This is a genomic window from Thioclava sp., from assembly GCF_048263065.1.
Classification (GTDB): domain Bacteria; phylum Pseudomonadota; class Alphaproteobacteria; order Rhodobacterales; family Rhodobacteraceae; genus Thioclava.
The window spans coordinates 30,986-55,497 of sequence record NZ_JBLXEM010000004.1 but is presented as its reverse complement, the minus strand read 5'-3'; the positions used below and the strand labels follow the sequence as shown (position 1 = coordinate 55,497).

Here is a 24,512-nt window from a genome sequence, read left to right as displayed (position 1 = left end):
AGACAGAGTTATGGCTACGCAGATTTTGATGCCCGCCCTGTCGCCCACGATGGAGGAAGGCACGCTCGCGAAATGGCTCGTGAAGGAGGGCGACACGGTCTCCTCTGGCGACATTCTAGCCGAGATCGAAACCGACAAGGCGACGATGGAATTCGAAGCCGTGGAAGAAGGCGTGATCGGCAAAATCCTTGTGGCCGATGGCACTTCTGGCGTGAAGGTCAATGACCCGATTGCTGTGATGCTGGAAGAGGGCGAGGATGCCTCGGCTGCGGATGCGGCGGCGGCCCCGGCTACGTCGGCACCTGCAAAAGACGCTCCCAAGGCCGAAGCTGCGCCCAAGGCGGAAACGGCAAGCGCCGCCCCTGCCCCCGCAGCCCCGCAAAGCACGGATGGGAAACGTATTTTTGCCTCTCCTCTGGCGCGGCGCATCGCGGCGGATAAAGGTGTGGATCTAGCGACACTGTCGGGGTCAGGCCCGAAAGGCCGCATCGTGAAAGCCGATGTTGAGGCCGCAAAAGCAGGTGCCAAATCGGCCGTGCCCACGGCTCAGGCGGCGACCAGTGCCCCTGCTGCGCAGCAAGCTTCTGCTTCAGCCATCGCCAAGATGTACGAGGGGCGCGAATACGAAGAAATCGAGCTGAACGGGATGCGCAAAACAATTGCCGCGCGTCTGACCGAAGCCAAGCAAACGATCCCGCATTTCTATCTGCGCCGCTCGGTGAAGCTCGATGCGCTGATGAAGTTCCGCGGTGAGTTGAACGCACAGCTTTCGGGCCGTGGCGTTAAGCTTTCTGTCAATGATTTCATCATCAAAGCATGTGCGCTTGCGCTACAAGCGGTGCCGACTGCAAACGCTGTTTGGGCCGGGGATCGGGTGCTTCAGATGAAGGCGTCTGATGTTGCGGTGGCTGTCGCGATTGACGGTGGATTATTCACACCAGTCCTGCAAGACGCGGAAAACAAATCGCTTTCTGCGCTATCTGCCGAGATGAAAGACCTCGCCAAACGCGCACGTGATCGCAAATTGGCGCCCCACGAATATCAGGGCGGTAGCTTTGCTATTTCGAACCTTGGGATGATGGGCATCGAGAATTTCGACGCGGTCATCAACCCTCCTCACGGTGCAATTCTGGCAGTTGGGGCGGGAATCAAAACTCCGGTTGTAAATGGCGCAGGCGAAATCGAGGTAGCCACGGTCATGTCAATGACTCTCTCGGTCGACCACCGGGTGATCGACGGCGCGCTTGGGGCAGAACTGCTTCAGGCAATCTGCGAAAACTTGGAAAGTCCGATGTTGATGCTGGCCTGATCAGCCAACCCAAAAACGACGAAAACGCCGGGCGTATAATGCCCGGCGTTTTCATATGAGACGATTCTCATGATCATCTATTGTGCAGCAATTGATCCATTTCGGACGCTGGACGATCACAGCCCGCGTCGCCAACGATTTTTGCCGGAACGCCTGCGACAGTCTTGCAGCACGGAATGTCCATCAAAACGACCGATCCGGCAGCAATGCGGGAATTGTCGCCCACCTTGATATTTCCAAGTACCTTCGCACCAGCCCCGATCAGCACGCCATTGCCGATCTTGGGATGACGGTCCTCGTCCTCTTTGCCCGTTCCGCCCAGCGTCACCGAATGCAGCATCGAAACATTGTCACCCACAACCGCCGTCTCGCCAATCACGATCGAATGGGCGTGATCCATCATAACCCCGCGCCCGATACGCGCGCCGGGATGAATATCAACACCGAACAGTTCCGACGTGCGCATCTGCACGAAATACGCCATGTCGCGACGCCCTTGAACGAACAGCCAATGCGCGACGCGATAGGCTTGAAGTGCTTGAAACCCTTTGAAAAACAGAAGCGGCTGTAGCAAACGATGGCACGCCGGATCGCGCTCATGCACAGCCACCAAATCCGCGCGTGCCGCCTGCCCCAAATCGGGTTCCGAGCCATAGGCTTCATCGGCAATTTCACGCAAAATCTGCTCGCTCATCTCGCCCGAGGCCAGCTTCATCGAAAACCGATACGCCAAAGCCCGCTCAAGCGTTGGATGATGCAAAAGCCCGGCGTGAATCAGCGCCCCTAAAAGTGGCTCATCACGCACCGCCGCACGTGCCTCATCGCAAATCCGCGTCCAGACCGGATCTACCGCAGCCACTTTCGCCATATGTTTCGTCATCGGGCACTCCCTTTGTCGCACTTGAGCCTATCACATAGGCTGCCGGCCCGGTAGAGGAAGGGGCGCGTGCGATTTTCAGCGCAATCAAGGCCGTACACACCGCCGCAAGCGCGCGTAAATACTCGGGGTTTCCCGCATCTCGAGATCCGGCAGGATACCCCAGCGCCCATGACATCAGCGACCCGTTTCCCCATTTCGGGTGCGCGCGCCCTTCGCGCTCCCGATGTGCGTCAGCCTCCTCAACCTGTGATATCGCCTCAGCCAAGCGCGCGCCCCGTTGCGCGGAAGGCCACGTCATCACGACGCGCGCCAAGGCGATCAGATCGCCATCCAGAACGGGTCTCATCGCCTAGCCTGACACCGAGACCTGCGCGAACAACCCCGGCCCGTAAATGTCGGATATTTGCGCAACGGCGACCTCGAAACCGGCTACAATCCCATCTGCTGATTTCTGCGCCTGCGTATAGCTCCACTGCGGTCCGCTGACCTCCAGTTCACGCCGAATCTGCGCGCCCTCCATGACCCGCACGAGGTAGCGCTCACTCGCCTCGCCTAGGGGGACATCATAGCCCGACCAGTCATCACCCCCGATCCGGGTCCGCCGAATCCAGCGGATATCCCATCCGTTTGCGCTCACCTTAGCTTCAAGATGGCACGGCGAATAGGGACGCAGCCCGATCCCCGAAAATGCCTGAACGGTGTGAACGTAAGAGGCGTCATCATAAGCTCGCGACGCCGACCCGATGCGGTAATGACGCGCCAGATTGCGCAGGCTTGACGGTAACAAAATCTGATCTACGCCCCCCGTTAACAGGACGACAACGGATCCCTTGGGCCAGACCTGCGACATCAAACCGTTGCTGCCCAACTGCCCCCTTAGCCGCAAACTCAGATCATATATTCCGGATTCTACCGGAGTTGCCTCGCAAAACTGAAAGATCTCCCAATTATCCGAACTGCCATCGCCAATAGCCATCGCGTTGGCGCCGCCAAGCACCGCCTCTTCACTTACACTCGACAGCGTCCCCCAAGCCAGTTTGACACGCAGCGCCGTGCCTCTGTCCCACAACCCCGTTTGCGCAGCATTTAGCGCATTTTGCGTCTGTCCAATCACCGAGCGCCGGTCAATCGTAGTGTTACGCGCATAGCCTGCATCTTCAGCTGCATCATAGACGGCCACAGCTCCCGGCCACGGACTGGCCGTAACCGCTAAATGCGGCGAGTAAGGGTCTTCATCACCATTCAACAATGGCAGATCCAAAAATACTGGCGTCACCGGAACGGGCACCGCAAAGGGCTTGATGGTGATCTGCTCTTCCGCCTCATCGGAGGGCTCGTATATGCCGGGCTCCACGCGCACCGCGTCAACGGAAATGGCATCACCGCGTTCGATCCGATCAATCCGATAGCGCCGCGCGGCCTCATCATCCTCCAGCGTCACAACATCGCCCGGCCCAAGCCACCCAAGCGACGGCGGCAACACTAATCGCGCAGTATCGCGCGCCACCCGTGCCTCTGACAGCCAGCGCTGCGCAATGCGCATTCCTTCTGCGCGCGTCAGCGCAAGGGGCACTTCACCCGACGAGGCAGCGCTTGAGGTCTCGTCGGGAAACACTGCCTCAACGGCGCGGCTCTCGAAGCTGCCATCTGCCTCGACATAAGACAGCCGCACCCGACCCGCCATTTCCGCCTCGCTCGCTCTGCGCGTCTCAAGGCTTTGGGAATCCTCATCCAGCGCCAACTCGGGCAGATGCAAAACTTCATCCACACTCGCATCGCGCATCCGAAACACCAAAGTTCCATCACGCTCCAGCGCATCGAACCCATAGGCAAGGCTGAGCGATTGCAATGCACCGCGCGGGCTGATCGCGCCCTCAACACGGTAACCACGCACCACCCCGTAAACAGCACTCGTATCAATATCGTTCAGCCCCGCCGCCGCGCAGATCTCGCTGATCACATTGGACAAGGGCTGCGCAGTCGCGCGCCCTGAAATCCAGTGGCCACGCGCATAGTTGTCGCCATCCGACCAAACCTCGCCCAGCGCTGGAAATTGCGGATAGGGCCGCGTATCCCACGCCCAGACATGCGCGCGCGCCATATCGACCATCGTACCGCCGTAAACCTCGGACACCGGGTTGCGAGCACTTTCTCCCCAATAGCTCACCATAGCGCGCAAATATTGCATCTGGAGAAAGTCATCGCGCCGCCCATCGGAATAATGGGGCAGCGAACTTTCGGAGCTTTTGGGATCAAGAAATTTGTTGGGTTGGTTGGTGCCCTTATCGACCGCCGCACAGCCCATTTCATCTACCCAAGCGGCATCGAATTGCGGCCCACGCAGCGACTCTGGCTCGAATGCCGAAAACGCCTGCGCAATCGCCCCGTTGGGCCAAACCAGCCGCTTGCGCCCGGCCTCCCAGACTGGGCGGCGATCCGGGGGCGAGCATGCCAATATCCCGCTTTCGCCAAAGATCATCACCTCTCGCACCTGATCAAACGTCTCGCCTACCAGCGCCACACGCTGCGCCTGACCGGGGTCGAGCGGTTTTGCACCTTCCACGATGGAACGCACCCACTCGGCCCCGGCCCGCGTCTTGCCCGCACCGCGCCCGCCCATGATGACCCAGGATTTCCAGGCACCACTGGGGGGCAGCTGATGGGGCAGCGCCCAAAATTCGAATATCCACGGCAAGGCCAGAAGAGCATTGCCATCCAGCCCTTCGAGGAACGCATCAACGTCCGTCTGCGTCGCGCAGGCGAGCCAAGCGGCGCCCGATTTCAGCGCGGGCGCTGTCGAAATCAAGCGCGCCCTCTCGGCCGGTTGCGACCCCGGCAAGCTGTTTGCGGAGTTTCTCGACACGCGCTCTCTCCTCCATCACCAATTGAAAAGCGGTGCGCAGATCTTTGACTGCCAACACCGCCGCTTTCGCCTCTGAAACCTCACCGCGCCGCACCCCGTGCAACGCCGATGCCAGCTCCTCGGCCACATCCCTGTAGAGCGCCTCCGTCAGATCAAGAAGATCGACCGAAGCACCGCCCCCACCCACAGTTTCCTTATTCATGAAGTCCGAACCCACCCTTCAAAGTTGGTCCGTTCGAGAGACATGAAAAAACGCCGTCGGGTTTCCCCGCGGCGCTTGCCCACTTCTCCTAGCATGTACAATATCTACTTTAGGGCGTTCGCAAAGTCAATAACTAAATCTTAGGTTGCACAACGAAGTCAAACAAAAACCCGGAATGAACCGGGTTTTTGTAATGAAATCAGTTATCTGAACCGCCTTCTTTCGCCTTTTTCTCAAGCGCGCGCCAGTCCGCAACGTTCTTGTTATGCTCGGCGATTGTGGTTGCAAACGCATGTCCACCCGACCCATCGGCCACAAAGAACAGGTATTTGGTCGAATCAGGATGCAAAGCCGCCTCTATCGCTGCCCGCCCAGGATTCGCAATCGGCCCGGGTGGCAGACCGTCAATAACATAGGTGTTGTATGGGGTCGCCTTGCGCAGCTCAGACTGGCGCAAACCACGCCCCAACATCCCCTTGCCGCCCGTCACCCCGTAAATCACAGTCGGGTCCGTTTGCAGCTTCATCCCCTTCTCAAGCCGATTCACAAACACACTCGCAACCTGCGCACGCTCGGAAGGAACACCCGTTTCCTTCTCGACAATCGAGGCCATCGTCAACGCCTGTTCCGGGTTCGCATAGGGCAGCCCATCCGCGCGCCCCGCCCAGGCATTCGCCAAGATTTTCGCCTGCCGTGCCTCCATCTGGTTCACCAGCGCCTGACGATCCGCACCGCGCTTCACCTCATAGCTATCAGGCGCCAACGCACCTTCGGCAGGCACCTCGGCGATATCACCACTCAGGAACGGTGCCTCGCGCAGACCTTGCACGATCTGCCAGCTCGTCACCCCGTCAACCACCGTCACACGGGTGCGCACATCGGCCGCCTCGGCCTTGCTCTCGAACCCCTCCGGCGGTTTCTCCGTTTCGGGGTTATACTCGGCGACCTTCTGGTAATCCCCCGTCGCTGGATCCAACTCGCGCAGCAAGACTTCATTGCCACTCACGCCGATGCGAAACACCAACTCGGTCCCGCATGTCGAGGGCCCGCCCGCCGTAATCTGATCGACAATCCCCTGCATCGTAGAATGCGGCGCGATCAGATACGAGCCGAACTTAAGCTGGCTCGCCTTGTCCTGATACTGCGCACCAGTGCGGAAAATATAAGCCGAGCGGATCGCCCCACCAGCCTCAAGATCGCTCGAAACCCCGCGGATATTCGCCCCCGGCGCGACGCGCAAACACATCGCCTGGGCCAGCGGGCCCGGCTCGACATATTGCCGCTTTGCCCAAGCTACCAACCCCGCCAAGGCGATCATGAAAACAATCGCGAGCGTCAGGAAATTCGAGACGATATTGCGCCACATCATCCTTGCACCTTGCCCAGCACGAGGCTTGCATTGGTCCCGCCAAAGCCGAAACTGTTCGACAAAGCCACGTCGATCTTTCGTTTCACCGCAACCTTCGGTGCCAGATCCAAACTCGATCCTTCCGGTGGGTTATCCAAATTCAACGTCGGAGGCGCCACCTGATCGCGGATTGCAAGCACACAGAAGATCGCCTCCACCGCACCTGCCGCGCCCAGCAAATGACCGATTGAGGATTTCGTCGAACTCATCGTGGCGTTCTTGACGCCGTCTTCGCCCAGCATCCGCTCGACCGCGCCCAACTCAATCGTGTCCGCCATCGTCGAGGTGCCATGCGCGTTGATATAATCGACCTGCGCGGGCGCAATACCGGCGCGCTCCAAGGCCGCCTTCATCGCACGGAATCCGCCATCGCCATCTTCGGCAGGCGCGGTGATGTGATAAGCATCGCCAGATAGACCATAGCCCAAAACCTCGGCGTAAATCTTCGCGCCGCGTGCCTTGGCATGCTCGTATTCCTCAAGCACAACACAGCCCGCGCCCTCACCCATCACGAACCCGTCGCGATCCGCATCCCACGGACGGCTCGCCGCCTGCGGATCGTTGCCTCGCTTGGTCGACAGCGCCTTGCAGGCGTTAAACCCGGCAATCCCGATCTCGGACACCGGGCTTTCAGCACCGCCCGCGACCATCACATCGGCATCGCCCAGCATGATCAAACGTGCCGCATCGCCAATCGCATGCGCTCCTGTTGAACACGCCGTCACAACCGCGTGGTTTGGCCCCTTAAAGCCAAACCTGATCGAGACCTGCCCCGACACCAGATTGATCAGCGAGCCGGGAATAAAAAACGGGCTGACACGACGCGCCCCGCGCTCCTTCAACAAGACGGCCGTATCGGCAATTGTGCTCAGGCCACCGATGCCCGAGCCAATCATCACACCGGTGCGGCAACGGCTTTCCTCATCCGCAGGCGCCCAGCCTGAATCGCGCACCGCCTGCGTTGCCGCGGCCATCCCGTATAGAATGAAATCATCAACCTTGCGGCGCTCTTTGGGCTCCATCCAGTCATCAGGGTTAAACGTGCCATCGCTGCCATCGCCCACCGGAATCTCGCAAGCATATTTTGTTACCACGCCCGACGCATCAAAGCGCGAGATCGGCCCGGCCCCCGATTGGCCCGCAATCAGACGCGACCAGGTCTCCTCGACCCCGCATGCCAGCGGCGTAACCATTCCTAAACCTGTGACAACAACCCGGCGCATCCCGACCTCTTTCGCTGAAAACTCTCGAAAGTTCTGATACACGCGAGGCCCGCGCGGCGCAATCATCCAGACGAAACGCGCCTCCCCTTAGGCTGCGGCGCGCAAGTCTCCGCCACCCGCATTGTGACAAAGCCCATCCGGAGGCGCGCCGCCACTCTCTCACAAATGCCAGAAAACTCCGCGCGCGCCATCCCGAGCCCGCGCAGAATACGCACAGCGCGCGCACTGAGTGCTTGTAGCAACGGCGCAACCCACCTTCCCCGTTACACCGCTCAATTCACGCTAGGCCACGACTCGACGCCGCTCGGCCACGCAGTCAGGTCTCTCAGCCGACCGAAACTGGGCTTCAATCACAGGCTCCATCAAAGTCTCGATCCGCTCACCAAAGCCCTGCCCTTTCGCCAACAAAACGCGGTTACGCCCCAATTTCTTCGCCTCATACAACGCGCCATCCGTGCGCGCATAAATCTGCTGCATACTCGCCCCGACAAGCCATTGCGCCACCCCAATAGAGGCCGTCACGCGCTGCACAGAGCCATCATCGCGCGCGACGTGCACATCTTCGATACAGGTCGCAGCCGCTTGGCAACCTCATAGCTCTCGATCAGATCGGCGCCGGGTAAAATAACCGCAAACTCCTCACCGCCGACGCGCGCCAAAGTGTCTTCCCAGCGCATTTCCAGCCGCAACGCCTGCGCAACATGATGCAACACACGATCGCCCAGTTCATGCCCGCCCAGATCGTTGATCGCCTTGAAACGATCCAGATCGATCATCAACAGCGAAAACGTCGCGTTGCCATGCTCCGCCTGCGCGACCGCGCGCACAAAACGGCGCTCCAGCATCACCCGGTTGAACACCTTCGTAAGCCCATCGCGCAGCGCCAGATCAGACATCTTACGCTCCAATTGACGGCGCTTGTGATCGGCGCACTCCATCAAAACCGCCGTCACCACGATCAACGCGATATTAAAGCCCGTCAGCGCCGCGACCAGTAAAAAGACCTCGCTTTGGCCCTCCAACCAATTAGGCACCCGCATGAAAAGCCCGCCCAGAAAAAGCGGCGTCAAGATCCCGAGGAATAGCTGCATGCGCGCATTTCGCCCCGACGCATAAGGACCAAGAAGCACCCGCATCACGCCGCGATTGGCATGAATTGCGGCGATCGAGGTCGCCAGCGCAATCGTCATCACCCCCGTCGTCAAAGAGATTTGCCCCAGTATTTCTTGCTGCTGCCAGATCCCCGCAATCAGCAAAATCACGGTTAATCCCAGCGCCAGAAAGCACAACAGCGCACCCAAAGAATGAAACCGCGCCTCGCTAATCAGAAAGCCAGCCGCAATCATGCCCAGCACCAACGCCGTGTTCCACCCCATCATGTAAGCCCCGCCCACTCCAAAACCGGGCCCGAATTGCGGCACGAAACGCGCCATCACAATGGCCAGACACAGCCCCGCCAACGCGCTTGCGACGCGCAAATCGCGCCGCCGCGTCACCACCGCCCCCCACAAAAGCAGCACCAAGACGGATGTCATTTCATGTGTTTTATAGCTGTCGGCAAAAACACCAAACATCCGGTCCGAGTGCAAATAATGCCCAACCAACGGCCAAAGCGCGATCGCCGCCGCCAGCCAAGCCAAAGGGCGCACCAGAATTTGGGAAAGACGATAGACTGTCAAATTTTGGCTCCTAGCAACAAGGCGATGGCAATCATCCCACCGCGCGAAGGCTTCCGCCAAAGTAGAAAGATTTACTAAACAAAGGCTTAAGAACCAGCCTGTAAACCGGGAAATCAGTCAAAATAATCAAATCTGCTTACCGCAAATGCAAAACGGCGCCCCAAGCCGGAGCGCCGTTCACAATACTCTATCGCCAAAAGCGCGTTACGCGGCTTCCGTGATGAATTTCACTGCATCGCCAACAGTTTGAATGTTCTCAGCAGCGTCATCGGGGATCTCGATGCCGAACTCTTCTTCGAACGCCATGACCAGCTCAACGGTGTCAAGGCTGTCAGCGCCCAGGTCGTCGATGAACGAAGCGCTCTCGGTGACCTTGTCTTCTTCCACGCCGAGATGTTCCACGACGATCTTCTTCACGCGATCTGCGATGTCGCTCATGTCAATTCCTCAAATTCGAGGGCCTACGCCCAGTCTATGCTTAACACAGTCTATGCTCAACCCAGCCTATGCTCAATCAAGCGTCTCATCCGCCCCGACGGATCACGAGGCCGCAAGCAGGCCCCGCGCAACATGCGCCAAGCCCGTCTGCTGCGCTCATACCGATTGGTGTTGCTCAAGGCAAGCCGTTTTTAGCCCCGTCGCAAGCTGCAATTACCCTGAGGGCGCGCCAATGTTAGCGCGCAACACTTAGATCATCGACATACCGCCATTCACATGCAGCACAGCCCCCGTGACATAGCCCGCCTCAGGGCTTGCGAGATAGCGCACGGCGGCCGCGATTTCCTGCGGTGTTCCCATCCGGCCCACCGGAATTTGCCCCATCAAAGCGCCCTTTTGATCCTCGCTCAGCTTCTCTGTCATCGCCGTCGCAATAAAGCCCGGCGCCACGCAATTCACCGTCACACCACGGCTTGCCACCTCTTGCGCCATCGACTTTGACGCGCCCACAAGCCCCGCCTTGGCGGCGGCATAGTTCACCTGCCCCGGATTGCCGGTCTGCCCCACGATCGAGGTGATATTGATGATGCGGCCCCAGCGCGCCTTCATCATCGTGCGCAGTGATCCGCGCATCAAGCGAAACGCCGCCGTCAGGTTCACATCAATCACCGATTGCCAGTCGTCATCCGACATCCGCATACTCAGCCCGTCGCGCGTGATGCCGGCGTTGTTAACCAGAATATCCAAGCTGCCCATCGCTGCAATCGCCGCTTTCGGCAGCGCCTCAACCGACTCCGGATCACTCAGATTGGCCGGGCACACATGCGCGCCCTCACCCAACTCCGCCGCCAAAGCATCTAGCGGCTCCACCCGCGTGCCCGACAGTGCCACCACCGCACCACCGGCATGCAAAGCGCGCGCAATCTCGGCCCCGATACCCCCGGAAGCCCCAGTCACAAGCGCACATTTCCCTTTAAGATTAAACATCTACAACCCTTTCTTCATCCCGCTTTCATCTGGCCGAAAATACTCTTGGGGGTCCGGGGGAAGATCCCCCGGCGCGCCCTCAGGCTTTCAGCGCCGCGATATCTTCGGGCGTGCCCACGGCGCGGCAGGTGACATCCTTGGCGATGCGGCGGATCATCCCCGACAGCGCCTTGCCCGCACCAATTTCCCAAATCTCATCCACGCCTTGCCCCGCCATCCACGCGACACTCTCGCGCCAGCGCACTGAGCCCGTCACCTGCTCCACCAACAACTGCCGGATCAGGTCGGGATCGCTCACCGCCTCGGCGCGCACATTGGCCACCAGCGGCACCACCGGCGCCTTGATCGCAACATCTGCCAAAGCTGCCGCCATCGCATCGGCCGCGGGCTGCATCAACGCGCAATGGAACGGGGCTGACACCGGCAACATCACCGCGCGCTTGGCCCCGGCCTCTTTCGCCAGAACCGTGGCGCGCTCGACCGCCTCTTTATGACCCGAAATCACCACCTGCGACGGATCATTATCATTGGCCGCCTGACAAACCTGCCCCTGCGCCGCCGCCTCGGCAACTGCCGACGCTGCCGCAAAATCAAGCCCCAGCACAGCCGCCATCGCGCCCACACCCACCGGCACCGCCGATTGCATCGCCTTACCGCGCAGACGCAACAACCGCGCAGTATCGGCCAAACTCAACGATCCCGCCGCACACAACGCCGAATATTCGCCCAGCGAATGCCCGGCCACAAACGCCGCATCGCCAACCGAAAACCCCTCGGCCTCCAACGCGCGCATCGCGGCAATCGAGGTCGCCATCAGCGCAGGCTGCGCATTGGCCGTCAGCGTCAGAGCATCGGCCTCGCCCTCCCAGATCAGTGCGCTCAAGGGCTCACCCAAAGCCGCGTCCACCTCGTCAAACACCGCCTGCGCGGCCGGATAGGCCGTAGCCAACGCCCGCCCCATGCCAATCGTTTGCGCGCCCTGCCCGGGAAATACGAATGCTCGGCTCATCTCCACCCTCCTGCGTTTTCTTTGCAAAACCATTAACGCGCGTGCGCCCTTGGGGCAAGTTGTGCAAGCGGATAGGAAAAAGGCGAGGCATCACGCCCCGCCCCCTGAAACCTCAGCTCAAATCCAAATGCGCCACCCCGTCCGAACGTCGCCCGACCGAGCGCCCATCAGGCCCCAGCGTCGCGCGCACCCTCCGGCGCAAGGAACTAAACGCCGCGCTTTGCACCACATCCACAGGGCTATCGAGCGCAATCTCGATCTCGACATGCTCTGCCCCCTTGCGTTTGAGCGCATGCACGCGGCCCGTAATCGGCTGGCCCATATAGCGCCCGCGCACAACGTCACCCAAGGCAAACCCCTGCCCCACAGGCGCACGCAACCCCGCCGCCATCGTGTTCCAGTCGGCATGCCCCGAAGCCTGCGCATGGATCTCATAAGCGCGCGACAGACTAATCGGCTGCCCCGCGCGTTTCATAGCATCCGCCAGACGATGCGCCTGCGCCTTGGCCGCCTTGATATCTTTACCAATCATGTTCGTCTCCACGGGGGAAAACCCACCGCTCCGGTGCCCGCATTGCCGTAACGCCCCCGATAAAGGAGAGCCATCTATCCGGATTTCACCAAGGGAGAACCCCGCAGGCGGCTGGCATCCGGGTGCCAAGGCGAGGAAATGGGGGGCGTGGGGATCGCTGTCAAGGGTTGGGGGGAAGAGAGGGTAAGTGATCCGACTTGCCGTTCAACGTTGCGTCATTTCTATTGTATAGATGTCGCCATGGCGTCCAAAATGCGGAAGGATAGGCATGTCATTATCACAAACCCAAGTAATACAATCACTTGCCGAGGCTCTAGCATGGTTTGAGAAAGAGCTTGGGTGGGTGTCATTCCCGCAGAAATGAACCACCTGACGGGTCGTATTGGCGAACTCTATGCCGCTACGATCACAAGGGAGCAGATGGCGCCGGAAACCAACCAACGCGGCTACGACGTGATTAGTGCAGATAACGAACGCATATCAGTTAAGACTATCACATCCAGCGTGCATGTTTCGTTTAATGCTAACACATTTGATCAGGTTGACAGGGTAATGATACCCAGGGTGAACGTGGACGATGAAGAAGGGGTTTCGGTCGAAACTCTGCTTGATTGCTCTGCTGCTGATTTTCTAGAAAGATTCGGAAAAGACAGCGGAAAGCATGTATTCTCAGTATCATCCGGATCTAGGCCGAGGAAGTCGTTGGATAACCTTCAAATTTCCGATGAGGCGACATTCGGGAACCACCTCATAAGGCAGTATGAAAACGGAATGATCGAAGCGTTATTGGAGGGCAAAGTTCAATCAATAACTAAGCCTCATCTGCGCACAATCGCCGCTAAGATCGGTGTCGATTTACTCAATAGCAATTCAAACACCAAGAACGTACGCCAACTGGGTGCAAACATAATTAAGGCACTTCGCGCCATGGAAAGCCCCTAATATTACCTAAACAATTTCAACCGCGTACGGATTTTTTCTTCGCTTCTCTTTTGCCCCCCAAACCAAAAAAAGGGCGCCCGCAGGCGCCCTTTCCGTCATTCCATCACGCCCTGCCTCAGCAGGAGTAATACAACTTATATTCCACCGGGTGGGGGCAATGCTCGTAGGCGTAAACCTCTTCCCATTTCAGGCCCATATAGCCTTCAAGCTGACCCTTGGTGAACACATCGCCTGCCAGCAAGAACTCGTGGTCTTCTTCCAGCGCCACAAGTGCCTCACGCAACGAACCACAGACGGTTGGGATCGCGGCCAACTCTTCGGGGGGCAGATCATACAGATCCTTATCCGAGGACGGGCCGGGGTCGATCTTGTTTTTGATGCCGTCAAGACCAGCCATCAGCAGCGCTGCAAAGCACAGATAGGGGTTGGCCGAGGGATCGGGGAAGCGCGCCTCGACACGTTTTGCCTTGGGGGATTCAGCCCACGGAATACGCACACAGCCCGAGCGGTTGCGGGCGGAATAGGCGCGCAGCACGGGGGCCTCAAAGCCCGGGATCAGGCGTTTGTAGCTGTTGGTCGAGGGGTTGGTGATCGCATTCAGCGCCTTGGCGTGCTTCAGGATACCACCGATGAAATACAGCGCCTCTTGGCTCAGATCGGCGTATTTATCGCCTGCAAACAACGGCTTGCCGTCTTTCCAGATCGACATGTTAACGTGCATTCCAGTGCCGTTATCACCCGAGATGGGCTTGGGCATAAACGTAGCCGACTTGCCGTAGGCATGCGCGACGTTGTGGATGACGTATTTGTATTTCTGGATCTCGTCGGCCTGATGGGTCAACGAACCAAAGATCAGACCCAACTCGTGCTGACAGCTCGCCACTTCGTGGTGATGCTTGTCGACCTTCATCCCCATGCGCTTCATGGTGGAGAGCATTTCCGAACGCAGATCCTGCGCCTCGTCAATCGGGTTGACCGGGAAATAGCCGCCCTTCACGCCGGGGCGATGGCCCATGTTGCCCATCTCATAGGACGTGTCGGTGTTCCACGAGGCGTCAATCGCATCGACCTCGAAGGACACTTTGTTCATCTCGACCGAATAGCGCACATCGTCGAACAGGAAGAATTCAGCTTCCGGCCCCCAGAACGACTCGTCACCAATACCCGACGCGATCAGATAGGCCTCGGCCTTTTCTGCCGTGCCGCGCGGATCGCGATCATAAGCCTCACCCGTGTCGGGCTCGACCACGGTGCAATGCACGCACATGGTTTTTTCGGCGTAGAAGGGGTCGATGTAAACCGAGCCCGCATCGGGGATCAGTTTCATGTCGGATTGGTCAATCGACTTCCAACCGGCAATCGACGAGCCGTCAAACATAAAGCCGTCTTCAAAGAAGTCTTCATCGACTTCCGTGTTGATCAGCGTGACGTGCTGTAGCTTGCCGCGCGGATCGGTAAACCGGACGTCGACATATTCGACCTCCTCGTCCTTCATCAGCTTTACAGCGTCCTTAATCTTGCTCATGTCGCTAAATCCCTTTCGTTGAGCGTTGGGAAGGCCCCGACCCGAAGGCGCGTGGGGCCGAATTGGGAAAACTTACAACGCGTCGTCGCCGGATTCGCCGGTTCTGATGCGGATCGCCTGCTCCATCGAAGAGACGAATATCTTGCCGTCACCGATCTTTTCGGTGCGCGCGGCCTGCGTGATCGCCTCGATGGCGGCATCGACCATATCGTCGGGCAGCACCATCTCGATCTTCACTTTGGGTAGGAAATCCACAACATATTCAGCGCCGCGATACAGCTCCGTATGTCCTTTTTGACGACCGAACCCTTTGACTTCGATCACAGAAAGCCCTTGAATTCCGACTTCCTGAAGCGCTTCTTTCACTTCATCAAGCTTGAAGGGTTTAATGATCGCTTCAACTTTTTTCATGCCGCCGACTCCCCCGTCTGGTCGTGTTACCGACCCTCTCAGACCACTTTCCACCAGCCCTCGCAATCGGCTAGGCTGGGCGCGTCGGAGGAGAGGCCGGGAAACCCAATTGCGCGCTAGTTTTTCAGGCTTGTCGCACAAAAAATAAGCAGTTTAGGAACAATTCGTCGTGGGAGCTGAGTGAAATGACATCGAAACGCCAGTTCCTGCGACACTCGAGCATTGTAGCCCTCCCCCTAAAGCCGTTTACCAATTCCTCAAACCTTGCTGGTAATCTGCATCTGCCCCTTACCGCACACCCCATGCTTTTCTGACGGAGGCCCCAATGACCCGCCAAATCGCGCTGACCGAGCAGATGCGCGCCAGCCTCGCCAAATCGCCGGAGGCGCATAAATACGGCCACGGACACGCCTTGGTGTTGTCGGGCGGTGCGGGCCAAGGCGGCGCTGCGCGTCTAGCCGCGCGGGCGGCGCTGCGTGTTGGCGCGGGGCTCGTCACCATCGCGGCCCCCACGGCCTCGTTTTATGAACAGGCCGCGCAACTCACCGCCGTTATGCTCACCGCCCTGCCCGACAGCTACAGCCTGCGCGGCTTGCTGCAAGATGACCGCGTCAACGCGCTGTGTCTTGGCCCCGGTCTCGGGCAAAAGCGCGCCGCTGAAATGGTGCCAGCCGCGCTTTGGGGGGCGCGCGCGACGGTGCTGGATGCGGATGCACTGACCGCGTTTGAGGACGACCCGGATCGTCTCTTTACCCAAACCCATGACAAGGTAGTGCTCACGCCGCATCTGGGAGAGTTTCGTCGCCTCTTTCCCGATCTCGCTGAAACGCTAGGTGCGGGCCCCGATGCGACCCAAAGCAAACTTGACGCCACAAGCGCCGCCGCAAAACGCGCGGGCTGTACTGTGTTGCTCAAAGGGGCAGAAACCACAATCGCAACGCCTGACGGCGAAACCGCGCTACATTGCGCAGCAGGCGCGCGCGCGGCGCCGTGGCTCGCCACCGCAGGCGCAGGCGATGTGCTTGCTGGCATCATCACCGGGCTAATGGCGCGCGGGCTATCCCCGTTTGAGGCGGCCTGCACCGGCGCGTGGCTGCATGTCGAAGCCGCCCGCACCTTTGGCCCCGGCCTCATCGCCGAAGATCTGCCCGAAACCCTCCCCCACGTCTTTCGCGACATCGGGCTTTAAGTTTCAATACATCAAACGCATCCAGCGACATGGATGCCGCGTCCTTTATACCGTAACCCGCGCAGGCGTCATCGCGATTTCAACCCCATCGGCATAGATCACTTCGGGGGCGTCAAATTGCAGCGCAAACAGGCGCGCGCGCGCCGTGACTTGGGTCACATACTGCCCGTCAACAACTGAACACGCCGCCACCAACGCCTCGCGTTTGCCGTAAATCAGTTTGACGCGCCAATCGCGCAGCAACAACCGCGCCTGTGGCCCCAGCAGCAACGGCGCTCCGGGGCGATCATGCCCAAGTGCACCGGGCGCAACCCGCACCAGCGGCCCGACATAGTCGCCCCTTAGCACGGCGCGCAGCTCGCGCGTGCCAGATCGCGTCACGATCCGGTCGCCCGGCTCAAGATACTCAACTGGCAAAGCGCCCTCTGACGTGTAAATCCGCGCGCCTTGTGCAATCGCACCTGCCAATTCGCGACTATTGGCGCGCGCATGATCGCGCGCGTCCGCTTTCAAATCGATCAATTCGTGCAACAAAGCGCTTGCCCCATCGCACCCCGGACCGGTTCTGTCCATGGTTACCCCTACTCGTCTGCCTCAAGTTTTGTGGCGTCTTTTGCGCCTTTCCAACAACTTAGGCGCATATTCGCACAAGTTACGAGCGAAAAATCACTTCCCCCCTTTCCAGCGCGCAAAGCTGTTGCTATTACGCCCCGCATGCGGGTGTGGCGGAACTGGTAGACGCACCAGATTTAGGTTCTGGCGCCTTTGGCGTGGGGGTTCGAGTCCCTTCACCCGCACCATCAACTTCGGTTGAGGTCATTCATTTCATTGAACAACAAGCACTTGCGTTGATGTCCCGGGCATATCCTTGGACACGACAGGTACATTTCGATGGCCGTCGCGATGAAGCTGAAGCATGTCGACGAATTGGCGGGAGGCCGTAAACGATTCCGCAGAGGCTAGCCTAGTCATGTGGCCGAGGTGATGTTTCGGCGATTACCGTTGACAGGGTGCGGACCCTCGGCAATCCTGACCTAGATCACTGACAGAAAGTGGAAATCCATGCAATCAGGCAGGCTTGACGATGCGACGGCTCTGGCACAGAAGGTCGCATCAGGCGCTGTATCGGCGAGCGAATTGCTGGATGACGCACTCGCGCGGGTCAGCGCCTTGAACCCGCATCTGAACGCGGTGGTGAACCTGCAAGAAGAGGCCGCGCGCGCTGCCATCCGCGCCGGGCTTCCCGATGGTCCCTTCAAGGGCGTGCCCTTTCTGCTGAAGGATCTCGGCGCCGAGGCGATCGATTTTCCCGGCGATAACGGGTCGAACCTGCTGCGAAATACGCGTTACAGCTATGACAGCGAACTCTTCATCCGCATGCGTGCCACCGGGGTCGTGACCTTCGGGCGCACAACATCGCCCGAAGGTGGCATCGGTCCTGTGACAGAGGCGGCTGTCTATGGCGGGCCGACGCGCAACCCTTGGGATTTGTCGCGCACATCGGGGGGCTCCTCGGGGGGCGCGGGCGCAGCGGTCGCGGCAGGCATCATCCCGATGGCGCATGGCTCGGATGGGGGCGGCTCGATCCGTATTCCCGCCTCCAGTTGCGGGCTGTTCGGATTCAAGGCGACCCGCGCGCGCTTTCCCGATGGGCCAGCCGCCGGAGAGGGGTGGGCGGGCATGGCGATCGAAGGGTTCCTGTCGCGCTCGGTGCGCGACAATGCCACGATGATGGATGCCTGCGCTGGCCCCGATGCGGGCGCACCCTACGCAGCCCCCGCGATGGAGACGAGCTATAGCGCCGCGATCGCGCGCCCGCCGCGCCGCTTGCGGATCGGCGTATGCGACACGACCTTTACCGGCACCCCAATCCATCCCGATTGCCGGACCGCCGTGGAAAACACCGCCCGCCTGCTGGAAACGCTGGGCCATGAGGTGACACCGACCTGCCCCAGCGCGGACCATATGGGCATGATGCGGGCTTGGACGCAGATCGTGGCCTGCGGCACGGCCCTTTCGGTGCGATCTACGCTACGCCGACTGGGGCGCGATCTGGTACCGGGCGATCTGCAGGGCGTATCCCGCGCGGCAATCCGCTATGCCAGCGCGATCAGTGGCGCGGATTATCTGCAAGCGGTCGAGGCCGTCCACAGCTACGGGCGTGAGATGGCGGCCGCATTTGCGGATTACGATATCCTGTTATCCGCGACACTGGCCGAACCACCGGCCAAGGTCGGCAGGTTTACCCATGATCGCGACGATTACGAAGCCTATCGCATCGGCGCGGGCGGGGTTTTCGAATATTCGCCGTTCTGTGCGACCTTCAATGCCAGCGGCCAGCCCGCCGCCACCGTGCCGATGAATTGGAATGCCCAAGGCCTGCCGATCGGCGTGCATCTTGCCGCCCCGTTCGGGCAGGATGCGACACTGATCGCCTTGTGCGCAGAATGTGAGCAGGCTCAGCCTTGGGCGCAGCGCCTGCCCCCGATGACCACCGAAATCCTTGACTGAAAAGTTAAATCGGCGCAGCGTTTCCCAGAAGGGGTTCTTATCTTGAGTAACAAGTATGCCATCAAGGCGCAGAATGTCGGCAAGATATATGGCGAAGGAGCCTCGGCGGTAACCGCATTGGGCGATGTCTCGATCGACATCCGGCAGGGAGAGTTTTTCACGCTTCTCGGCCCCTCGGGCTGTGGCAAAACCACGCTTCTGCGCTGCATCGCGGGGTTTGAAACGCCGACGTCGGGCAAAATCCTGCTATCGGGGCGCGACATCACTTACACGCCGCCCAATCAACGCCCGGTCAATACAGTTTTCCAATCTTACGCGCTGTTTCCCCACCTCACGGTCTCCGAGAATGTCGGGTTCGGCCTCAAGATGCAGGGCAAATCGCGCGCCGAGATCGACGCGGCCACGAAACGCGTTCTCGCGCTCGTCAAGCTTTCGGATTTCGCGGATCGTTTGCCCCAGCAGATGTCAGGGGGCCAGCAGCAGCGGGTCGCCCTTGCCCGCGCGCTTGCCCCCGCCCCCGAGGTGCTTTTGCTGGACGAGCCGCTTTCGGCGCTCGACCTCAAGCTGCGCAAGGAAATGCAGAGCGAACTGAAACGGCTTCAGGTGGAAACCGGGATCACCTTCATCTTCGTCACCCACGATCAGGAAGAGGCGCTGACGATGTCGGATCGGATCGGGGTTATGTCGGCGGGGCAGCTGCTGCAGGTGGGAACGCCGCGCGAGATCTACAATCACCCGGTCAACCGCTTCGTCGCGGATTTCATCGGCGAGACAAATTTCCTGCCAGGCCATGTGCAGGACGGCAAGGTGCGCATCGGTTCGGGGGATCAGTTCGAGGTGGTACTTGGCGACAAGACCGGCGCCGTCACTTTGGCCATCCGCCCCGAGCAAATCGCGATCGGCGCCCCGGGCTCGGGGCTTGCGGCCAAGGTGGTCGAGACGACCTATCTGGGCACCGACACGCATTACACCGTCGCGCTAAGCGATGACAGCCGCCTCATCGTGCGGGTGCAAAGCAACATGGGCGCGGCGCTCGAGATTGGCGATGCGCTGGATGTCGTCATCGACGCGCAGGCGGTGCAGGTGCTCGAAGCATGAAACGCACGAAATCCCGTAACCGCAACGCCACCAATGGCTGGTTGCTGTCGACCCCCGCGCTGTTGCTTCTGTTCATCGCGGCCACGGGCCCGTTGCTGATCGTGGTGACCTATTCGTTTCTCGCGAAGGGCGACTATTCCGGTGTGCGCTGGATATTGTCGGGCGACGGATGGTTCCGCGTTCTCTTCGAAAAAGACATTTTCGACGGCACGATCAGCTTTGCGGATGCGAACCTGTCGATTATCTGGCGCTCGGTCAGGCTCTCTGTGATGACGACGGTGATCACCTTCGTACTGGGGCTGCCAACGGCGTGGTTCATCGCCACGCGGCCCAGCGCGCAACGCGGATTCTGGCTGTTTCTCATCACCATTCCGTTCTGGACCAACCTGCTGATCCGCACCTTCGCGATCATGGAGGTGATCCGCAACCAAGGTCTGCTCAACACCTTCCTGATGCATTTCGGGCTGATCTCCGAGCCGATCCAGATCCTTTATACCGATACCGCCGTGCTGATCGGGATGGCCTATGTCTACCTTCCGCTGATGGTGCTGCCACTGTTTGCCGCCATCGACCGGTTCGATTTCAACCTGATCGAGGCTGGCTACGACCTTTACGCCTCGCGGCTCAAGATCCTGCGCTGGGTGATACTGCCCATCATCCGTCCCGGCATTGTGGCCGGTTGCATCCTAACCTTCATCCCAAGCCTTGGCGCCTATGTCACGCCGCGCGTGCTGGGGGGTGGCAAGAACATGATGATCGGGAATTTCATCGAGCTGCAATTCGGACAGGGTCAAAACTGGCCCCTTGGGGCCGCGCTCTCGACGGTCCTGCTGGTGATCGTCCTCGGATCGCTCGTGATCTACACCCGAATGTCGGCGCGGGAGAACATTGATGGCTAAGGCTCGCAAATTCGACGTCACCGCCCTGCCCGGTTTCACCTTCGTGGCGCTGATGTCTTTCGTCCTGCTTTATGCGCCCATCGTCACGCTGGTGATCTATTCGTTCAACGGGGGAAATTCCGTCAATCAATGGGGCGGGTTCTCGCTGGAGTGGTATAGGGTTGCCGCGCGCAACGAAGCCGTGCAGGGGGCTGCGCTGCGCTCGTTCATCATCGCGCTCTCGGCCTCGGCAATTGCGACGACCGTTGCGACGATGGCGGCATTGGGCACAACACGACGCGCCAAATATCGCGGCCAGACCTTTATCTATATCGTGATCAACCAGCCTTTGATGGTACCCGAGATCGTCACCGCGGTGGCCCTGTTGTTGTTCTTCTCATCAATCAAGATCGCCACTGGTTACTCGGGGCTGGGCTATCTGATCTTGGCGCATTCGGCATTCTGCGTGCCCTTCGCCTATCTGCCGATCAAGGCCCGCCTAGAGGGGATGGATATCGCGATGGAGACGGCAGCGGCGGATCTTTACGCCACGCCTTGGCAGACCTTTCGCTACGTGACCCTGCCGCTCCTGATGCCCGGCGTGATCGCGGGCGCGATGCTTGCCTTCATCATTTCGCTTGATGACGTCATCATCACAGAATTCGTAAAATCGGCGGGGCAGGATACGCTGCCCACTTACATGCTTGGGCAGCTGCGCCGTGCCCTGACGCCAGAGGTCAACGCGATCTCGACCGCCCTGCTGGGCATCAGCGTTGTGATCCTCACGATATTCTTTCTTGTTACCCGCAAGCGGGGCTAACCCGTGCAACCCAACAATCAGGAGACCCTCATGAAGACGCTCGCCCTTGCCAGTGCGGCATTGCTTATCAGTTCATTTGCGGCCCATGCCGAAGGCGAATTGAACCTCTACAACTGGGGCAATTACACGAGCCCTGAAATGATCGAAAAGTTCACCGCTGAAACCGGTATCAAGGTCACGATTACCGATTACGACAGCAACACCACAGCACTTGCCAAGGTCGAGGCGGGCGGCTCGGGGTTCGATCTCGTGGTGCCCTCGGCCAATTACGTGCCGATCTTCGTGCAAAAGGGGCTGCTGGCGGAACTTGATCATTCACGCCTGTCCAATATCGGCAATATCGATCCGAAATGGGTGGACGTGCCGTGGGACAAGGGGCGGATGCACACGATCCCGTGGCTCTGGGGCTCGACGGGGATTGCCGTCAACAAATCTGTCTATTCGGGTGATGTGAACACGTCCGAAATCTTCCTCGACCCGCCCGCCGAACTGGTCGGCAAGATCAACGTCGTTCCCGAGATGTCCGATGTCATGGCGCTGGCCATTTTTAACGCGGGCGGCGAGGCCTGCACCGAGGATCTTACGATCCTGAAAAAGGTGCGCGACCGGTTGAAGGCGGCAAAACCATCTTGGCTTTCGATGGATTACGGCACGACCGACAAGCTGTCCTCGGGCGATTACGCAGCCTCAGTGAACTGGAACGGCTCCACAATGCGCGCGCGCATCAACAATCCTGACATCGTTTACGGATACCCGCGCGAGGGCTACCCGCTGTTCATGGATTCGGTCGGTATCCTGTCGGATGCAAAGAATGTCGACGAAGCCTACAAGTTCCTCGACTTCATCATGATCCCCGAGAATGCCGCGATGCTGTCGAGCTTTGCGCGCTATGCGAACGGCATCTCCGGCTCGGAGCCATTCATGCCCGAAGACATGAAAACCGCGCCTGAAATCGTCGTGCCCGCAGAGTTGGTTTCGGCCGGGCGCTTCTTGCCGACCTGCCCGCAACCGGCGACGGAACTGTACACGGCGATCTGGACCGACCTCGTCAAGTAAGCACGCCCAATGAAACAGGAATGGCGGGGCTCATTACGGGTCCCGCCATTTTCATTGGTCATGCATGGCTTAGCCGCCAAGGTCAGGCATCGAGGAACCCTTCGAGCACATTGACGGTATTGATCCCGACCTCCTCTACTGCGTAGCCGCCTTCCATGCAGAACACGGTGGGAAGCTTCATGCGACCGATACGACGCCCCGCATCGGTGAAATCCTCGCTTTCCAGTTTGAAAAAGCTGATCGGATCCTTCTTGAAGGCATCCACGCCCAGCGAGACGACAAGCGCCTCTGCGCCCCAAGCGCCGATCTTTGCGATCGCGTCATCCAAAGCGCGCGCCCATTCGTCATAGCCCGTGCCGGGTGGCATCGGATAGTTGAGGTTGCACCCCTCGCCTGCCCCGCGTCCGGTCTCATCTCCGTAACCTATGAAATGCGGATAGGCCTGTTGCGGAGCGCCATGCAAGGAGGCGAACAACACATCGGCGCGCTCGTAAAACAGATCCTGCGTGCCATTTCCGTGGTGGAAATCGATATCAAGGATCGCCACGCGGCCAACGCCCGCATCACGAAACATTTGCGCGACCACGGCGGCATTGTTGATAAAGCAATACCCGCCGAACTGATCAGCCGTTGCATGATGCCCCGGCGGGCGGCACAGTGCGAATGCCGCCGTCGCGCCCGACGCAACATGGCGCTGCGCGGATTGCGCCGATGCCACCGAGGACAGCGCCGCACCCCAGGTGCCCCGCGTCATCGCAGTCTCCGACGCGTGGCAGTAATAGCCGACCTTGCCGTCGATGCTTTCGGGGATGCGATCCAGATGCATGCCCCGTGCGGGAATGTTCGAGGCGATGATCTCGCCCGCATTGCCCGCCGCTTTCCACGCATCCCAAGCCGTTTCAAGAAACTGCAAATAGCCCGGATCCAGCAAACTCCGAACCGGTGCCATGTCCACGGCGTCAGGTGCCACGATATCGCCAAACCCACGCTCCTTCAGGCGATTAAGCACGTATTCGACGCGCGACGGGCGCTCATAGGGCGTGACCAGCTCACCACCCGACAGCTCTGCTTGCGGAAAATGGAGGCGGTGGTTTTCACTATAGAATATGCGCATGTTCGGGTTCGCCCTTTCGATTCACTGCAGCCCAGCCGCAGTCCTGCGAGATATCACAGCATAGGTCGAAAAATCGCGAACATTCTAGGCATTTAATCCCATGAATTGATGGTGCGATTTTTTCTCAGCATTGTATGGCAGCACTATTGGACAAGTTCCTCATCGGAACGCCACGATCCCGTAGACTGGCAAGTGAATGCGCGCCTTCGCGATGACTGTCTCTATCCCTGTAGCCTTCGACTCCACAGCAGAGACGGTCGGCGTTGCATCGCTGCCTACCGCGACATGGCATCTCTCGCCTGCCCGGCGCGTCACAGGAAGGGACATTTCGGCGCGCTCGCCCATGAGCGGATACCGGAGTTCTGGAATTGCCTCTAGAGCGTGCGGTTGCGAGTGCCAGAGCGACGGTTTTCTAGGCTCCTATTCCGATCTGCTCAA

24 protein-coding genes, 1 tRNA gene and 1 pseudogene are annotated in these 24,512 nt (G+C 59.6%); 10 read left to right on the top strand and 16 right to left on the bottom strand.

Going from position 1 to position 24,512, the window contains the following annotated elements; all coding sequences use genetic code 11:
• Positions 1-10 precede the first annotated feature (10 nt).
• Positions 11-1,309: a pyruvate dehydrogenase complex dihydrolipoamide acetyltransferase gene (locus tag ACN0SD_RS07415; protein WP_417807590.1), complete on the top strand. Its 1,299-nt coding sequence runs from the start codon at positions 11-13 to the stop codon at positions 1,307-1,309.
• Positions 1,310-1,382: 73 nt separating this feature from the next.
• Here ACN0SD_RS07415 and cysE read toward each other — a convergent pair whose 3' ends face one another.
• The 12 genes from cysE to ACN0SD_RS07355 all read right to left on the bottom strand — a co-directional run bounded on the left by cysE (position 1,383) and on the right by ACN0SD_RS07355 (position 12,530).
• The gene (cysE, locus tag ACN0SD_RS07410; protein WP_417807589.1) at positions 1,383-2,189 is read right to left on the bottom strand and encodes a serine O-acetyltransferase; all 807 of its coding nucleotides are present in this window, start codon (positions 2,187-2,189) and stop codon (positions 1,383-1,385) included.
• Positions 2,128-2,535 carry a hypothetical protein gene (locus ACN0SD_RS07405; protein WP_417807588.1) on the bottom strand — a complete coding sequence of 136 codons (408 nt, stop codon included), beginning with the start codon at positions 2,533-2,535 and terminating at the stop codon, positions 2,128-2,130. The genes cysE and ACN0SD_RS07405 overlap by 62 nt, the downstream gene beginning before the upstream one ends.
• A 3-nt stretch (positions 2,536-2,538) precedes the next feature.
• On the bottom strand, positions 2,539-4,995 hold the full coding sequence (locus tag ACN0SD_RS07400) for a baseplate megatron protein TIM-barrel domain-containing protein (protein WP_417807587.1): 2,457 nt from the start codon (positions 4,993-4,995) through the stop codon (positions 2,539-2,541).
• A complete protein-coding gene (locus ACN0SD_RS07395) occupies positions 4,925-5,254 on the bottom strand; it encodes a hypothetical protein (RefSeq protein ID WP_417807586.1) in 330 nt (109 codons plus the stop codon). The genes ACN0SD_RS07400 and ACN0SD_RS07395 overlap by 71 nt, the downstream gene beginning before the upstream one ends.
• A 199-nt stretch (positions 5,255-5,453) precedes the next feature.
• Positions 5,454-6,620 carry an endolytic transglycosylase MltG gene (gene mltG / locus ACN0SD_RS07390; protein ID WP_417807816.1) on the bottom strand — a complete coding sequence of 389 codons (1,167 nt, stop codon included), beginning with the start codon at positions 6,618-6,620 and terminating at the stop codon, positions 5,454-5,456.
• Complete coding sequence (gene fabF, locus ACN0SD_RS07385) at positions 6,620-7,885, bottom strand: beta-ketoacyl-ACP synthase II (RefSeq protein ID WP_417807585.1); 1,266 nt, start codon at positions 7,883-7,885, stop codon at positions 6,620-6,622. Before fabF ends, mltG begins: the two co-directional genes overlap by 1 nt.
• Positions 7,886-8,167: 282 nt before the next feature.
• Entirely contained in the window at positions 8,168-8,416 is a 249-nt protein-coding gene (locus ACN0SD_RS07380; protein ID WP_417807584.1) for a hypothetical protein, read from the bottom strand.
• Positions 8,404-9,564 carry a GGDEF domain-containing protein gene (locus ACN0SD_RS07375; RefSeq protein ID WP_417807583.1) on the bottom strand — a complete coding sequence of 387 codons (1,161 nt, stop codon included), beginning with the start codon at positions 9,562-9,564 and terminating at the stop codon, positions 8,404-8,406. Before ACN0SD_RS07375 ends, ACN0SD_RS07380 begins: the two co-directional genes overlap by 13 nt.
• 204 nt (positions 9,565-9,768) lie before the next feature.
• Positions 9,769-10,002, bottom strand: a complete 234-nt coding sequence (locus ACN0SD_RS07370) for an acyl carrier protein (protein ID WP_038061267.1) — start codon at positions 10,000-10,002, stop codon at positions 9,769-9,771.
• A 249-nt stretch (positions 10,003-10,251) separates the two neighbouring features.
• On the bottom strand, positions 10,252-10,989 hold the full coding sequence (gene fabG / locus ACN0SD_RS07365; protein WP_417807582.1) for a 3-oxoacyl-[acyl-carrier-protein] reductase: 738 nt from the start codon (positions 10,987-10,989) through the stop codon (positions 10,252-10,254).
• 79 nt (positions 10,990-11,068) lie between these two features.
• The gene (fabD, locus tag ACN0SD_RS07360) at positions 11,069-11,998 is read right to left on the bottom strand and encodes an ACP S-malonyltransferase (protein WP_417807581.1); all 930 of its coding nucleotides are present in this window, start codon (positions 11,996-11,998) and stop codon (positions 11,069-11,071) included.
• Positions 11,999-12,110: 112 nt separating this feature from the next.
• On the bottom strand, positions 12,111-12,530 hold the full coding sequence (locus ACN0SD_RS07355; protein WP_417807580.1) for a glyoxalase superfamily protein: 420 nt from the start codon (positions 12,528-12,530) through the stop codon (positions 12,111-12,113).
• Positions 12,531-12,869: 339 nt separating this feature from the next.
• Here ACN0SD_RS07355 and ACN0SD_RS07350 point away from each other — a divergent pair, with 339 nt between their 5' ends.
• On the top strand, positions 12,870-13,472 hold the full coding sequence (locus tag ACN0SD_RS07350; RefSeq protein WP_417807579.1) for a DUF6998 domain-containing protein: 603 nt from the start codon (positions 12,870-12,872) through the stop codon (positions 13,470-13,472).
• A 115-nt stretch (positions 13,473-13,587) separates the two neighbouring features.
• Here the strand turns inward: ACN0SD_RS07350 and glnA are convergent, their stop codons facing one another.
• Entirely contained in the window at positions 13,588-14,997 is a 1,410-nt protein-coding gene (glnA, locus tag ACN0SD_RS07345) for a type I glutamate--ammonia ligase (protein ID WP_417807578.1), read from the bottom strand.
• A gap of 72 nt (positions 14,998-15,069) precedes the next feature.
• The gene (locus ACN0SD_RS07340) at positions 15,070-15,408 is read right to left on the bottom strand and encodes a P-II family nitrogen regulator (RefSeq protein ID WP_038130849.1); all 339 of its coding nucleotides are present in this window, start codon (positions 15,406-15,408) and stop codon (positions 15,070-15,072) included.
• A gap of 325 nt (positions 15,409-15,733) precedes the next feature.
• On the opposite strand from ACN0SD_RS07340, the gene ACN0SD_RS07335 reads away from it, so the two are divergent.
• The gene (locus ACN0SD_RS07335; protein ID WP_417807577.1) at positions 15,734-16,597 is read left to right on the top strand and encodes an NAD(P)H-hydrate dehydratase; all 864 of its coding nucleotides are present in this window, start codon (positions 15,734-15,736) and stop codon (positions 16,595-16,597) included.
• A 45-nt stretch (positions 16,598-16,642) separates the two neighbouring features.
• Here the strand turns inward: ACN0SD_RS07335 and ACN0SD_RS07330 are convergent, their stop codons facing one another.
• Positions 16,643-17,170 (bottom strand): Hint domain-containing protein, encoded by a 528-nt coding sequence (locus ACN0SD_RS07330; RefSeq protein ID WP_417807576.1) that lies wholly within the window; start codon positions 17,168-17,170, stop codon positions 16,643-16,645.
• A 143-nt stretch (positions 17,171-17,313) separates the two neighbouring features.
• Between ACN0SD_RS07330 and ACN0SD_RS07325 the strand changes: the two genes are divergently transcribed.
• The 6 genes from ACN0SD_RS07325 to ACN0SD_RS07300 all read left to right on the top strand — a co-directional run bounded on the left by ACN0SD_RS07325 (position 17,314) and on the right by ACN0SD_RS07300 (position 22,960).
• Positions 17,314-17,397 (top strand) — tRNA-Leu (locus ACN0SD_RS07325).
• Positions 17,398-17,659: 262 nt separating this feature from the next.
• Positions 17,660-19,108, top strand: a complete 1,449-nt coding sequence (locus tag ACN0SD_RS07320) for an amidase (RefSeq protein WP_417807575.1) — start codon at positions 17,660-17,662, stop codon at positions 19,106-19,108.
• A 42-nt stretch (positions 19,109-19,150) separates the two neighbouring features.
• Positions 19,151-20,206, top strand: a complete 1,056-nt coding sequence (locus ACN0SD_RS07315; protein WP_417807574.1) for an ABC transporter ATP-binding protein — start codon at positions 19,151-19,153, stop codon at positions 20,204-20,206.
• Positions 20,203-21,105, top strand: a complete 903-nt coding sequence (locus ACN0SD_RS07310; protein ID WP_417807573.1) for an ABC transporter permease — start codon at positions 20,203-20,205, stop codon at positions 21,103-21,105. The genes ACN0SD_RS07315 and ACN0SD_RS07310 overlap by 4 nt, the downstream gene beginning before the upstream one ends.
• The gene (locus tag ACN0SD_RS07305) at positions 21,098-21,904 is read left to right on the top strand and encodes an ABC transporter permease (RefSeq protein ID WP_417807572.1); all 807 of its coding nucleotides are present in this window, start codon (positions 21,098-21,100) and stop codon (positions 21,902-21,904) included. Before ACN0SD_RS07310 ends, ACN0SD_RS07305 begins: the two co-directional genes overlap by 8 nt.
• 30 nt (positions 21,905-21,934) lie before the next feature.
• Positions 21,935-22,960 carry an extracellular solute-binding protein gene (locus ACN0SD_RS07300; protein ID WP_417807571.1) on the top strand — a complete coding sequence of 342 codons (1,026 nt, stop codon included), beginning with the start codon at positions 21,935-21,937 and terminating at the stop codon, positions 22,958-22,960.
• Positions 22,961-23,042: 82 nt separating this feature from the next.
• On the opposite strand, the gene ACN0SD_RS07295 is transcribed toward ACN0SD_RS07300, so the two are convergent.
• A complete protein-coding gene (locus ACN0SD_RS07295; RefSeq protein WP_417807570.1) occupies positions 23,043-24,074 on the bottom strand; it encodes a histone deacetylase family protein in 1,032 nt (343 codons plus the stop codon).
• Between the two features lie 210 nt (positions 24,075-24,284).
• Here ACN0SD_RS07295 and ACN0SD_RS07290 point away from each other — a divergent pair.
• Positions 24,285-24,379 (top strand): annotated as a pseudogene (locus ACN0SD_RS07290) (IS481 family transposase); the annotation flags it as partial.
• Positions 24,380-24,512 lie beyond the last annotated feature (133 nt).

Bases quoted from the DNA above. Each gene is read 5' to 3' on its own strand.
- ACN0SD_RS07415 (WP_417807590.1), top strand. From the start codon at position 11: ATGGCTACGCAGATTTTGATGCCCGCCCTGTCGCCCACGATGGAGGAA.
- cysE (WP_417807589.1), bottom strand. From the start codon at position 2,189: ATGACGAAACATATGGCGAAAGTGGCTGCGGTAGATCCGGTCTGGACG.
- ACN0SD_RS07405 (WP_417807588.1), bottom strand. From the start codon at position 2,535: ATGAGACCCGTTCTGGATGGCGATCTGATCGCCTTGGCGCGCGTCGTG.
- ACN0SD_RS07395 (WP_417807586.1), bottom strand. From the start codon at position 5,254: ATGAATAAGGAAACTGTGGGTGGGGGCGGTGCTTCGGTCGATCTTCTT.
- mltG (WP_417807816.1), bottom strand. From the start codon at position 6,620: ATGTGGCGCAATATCGTCTCGAATTTCCTGACGCTCGCGATTGTTTTC.
- fabF (WP_417807585.1), bottom strand. From the start codon at position 7,885: ATGCGCCGGGTTGTTGTCACAGGTTTAGGAATGGTTACGCCGCTGGCA.
- ACN0SD_RS07370 (WP_038061267.1), bottom strand. From the start codon at position 10,002: ATGAGCGACATCGCAGATCGCGTGAAGAAGATCGTCGTGGAACATCTC.
- fabG (WP_417807582.1), bottom strand. From the start codon at position 10,989: ATGTTTAATCTTAAAGGGAAATGTGCGCTTGTGACTGGGGCTTCCGGG.
- fabD (WP_417807581.1), bottom strand. From the start codon at position 11,998: ATGAGCCGAGCATTCGTATTTCCCGGGCAGGGCGCGCAAACGATTGGC.
- ACN0SD_RS07355 (WP_417807580.1), bottom strand. From the start codon at position 12,530: ATGATTGGTAAAGATATCAAGGCGGCCAAGGCGCAGGCGCATCGTCTG.
- glnA (WP_417807578.1), bottom strand. From the start codon at position 14,997: ATGAGCAAGATTAAGGACGCTGTAAAGCTGATGAAGGACGAGGAGGTC.
- ACN0SD_RS07340 (WP_038130849.1), bottom strand. From the start codon at position 15,408: ATGAAAAAAGTTGAAGCGATCATTAAACCCTTCAAGCTTGATGAAGTG.
- ACN0SD_RS07335 (WP_417807577.1), top strand. From the start codon at position 15,734: ATGACCCGCCAAATCGCGCTGACCGAGCAGATGCGCGCCAGCCTCGCC.
- ACN0SD_RS07330 (WP_417807576.1), bottom strand. From the start codon at position 17,170: ATGGACAGAACCGGTCCGGGGTGCGATGGGGCAAGCGCTTTGTTGCAC.
- ACN0SD_RS07320 (WP_417807575.1), top strand. From the start codon at position 17,660: ATGCAATCAGGCAGGCTTGACGATGCGACGGCTCTGGCACAGAAGGTC.
- ACN0SD_RS07310 (WP_417807573.1), top strand. From the start codon at position 20,203: ATGAAACGCACGAAATCCCGTAACCGCAACGCCACCAATGGCTGGTTG.
- ACN0SD_RS07305 (WP_417807572.1), top strand. From the start codon at position 21,098: ATGGCTAAGGCTCGCAAATTCGACGTCACCGCCCTGCCCGGTTTCACC.
- ACN0SD_RS07300 (WP_417807571.1), top strand. From the start codon at position 21,935: ATGAAGACGCTCGCCCTTGCCAGTGCGGCATTGCTTATCAGTTCATTT.
- ACN0SD_RS07295 (WP_417807570.1), bottom strand. From the start codon at position 24,074: ATGCGCATATTCTATAGTGAAAACCACCGCCTCCATTTTCCGCAAGCA.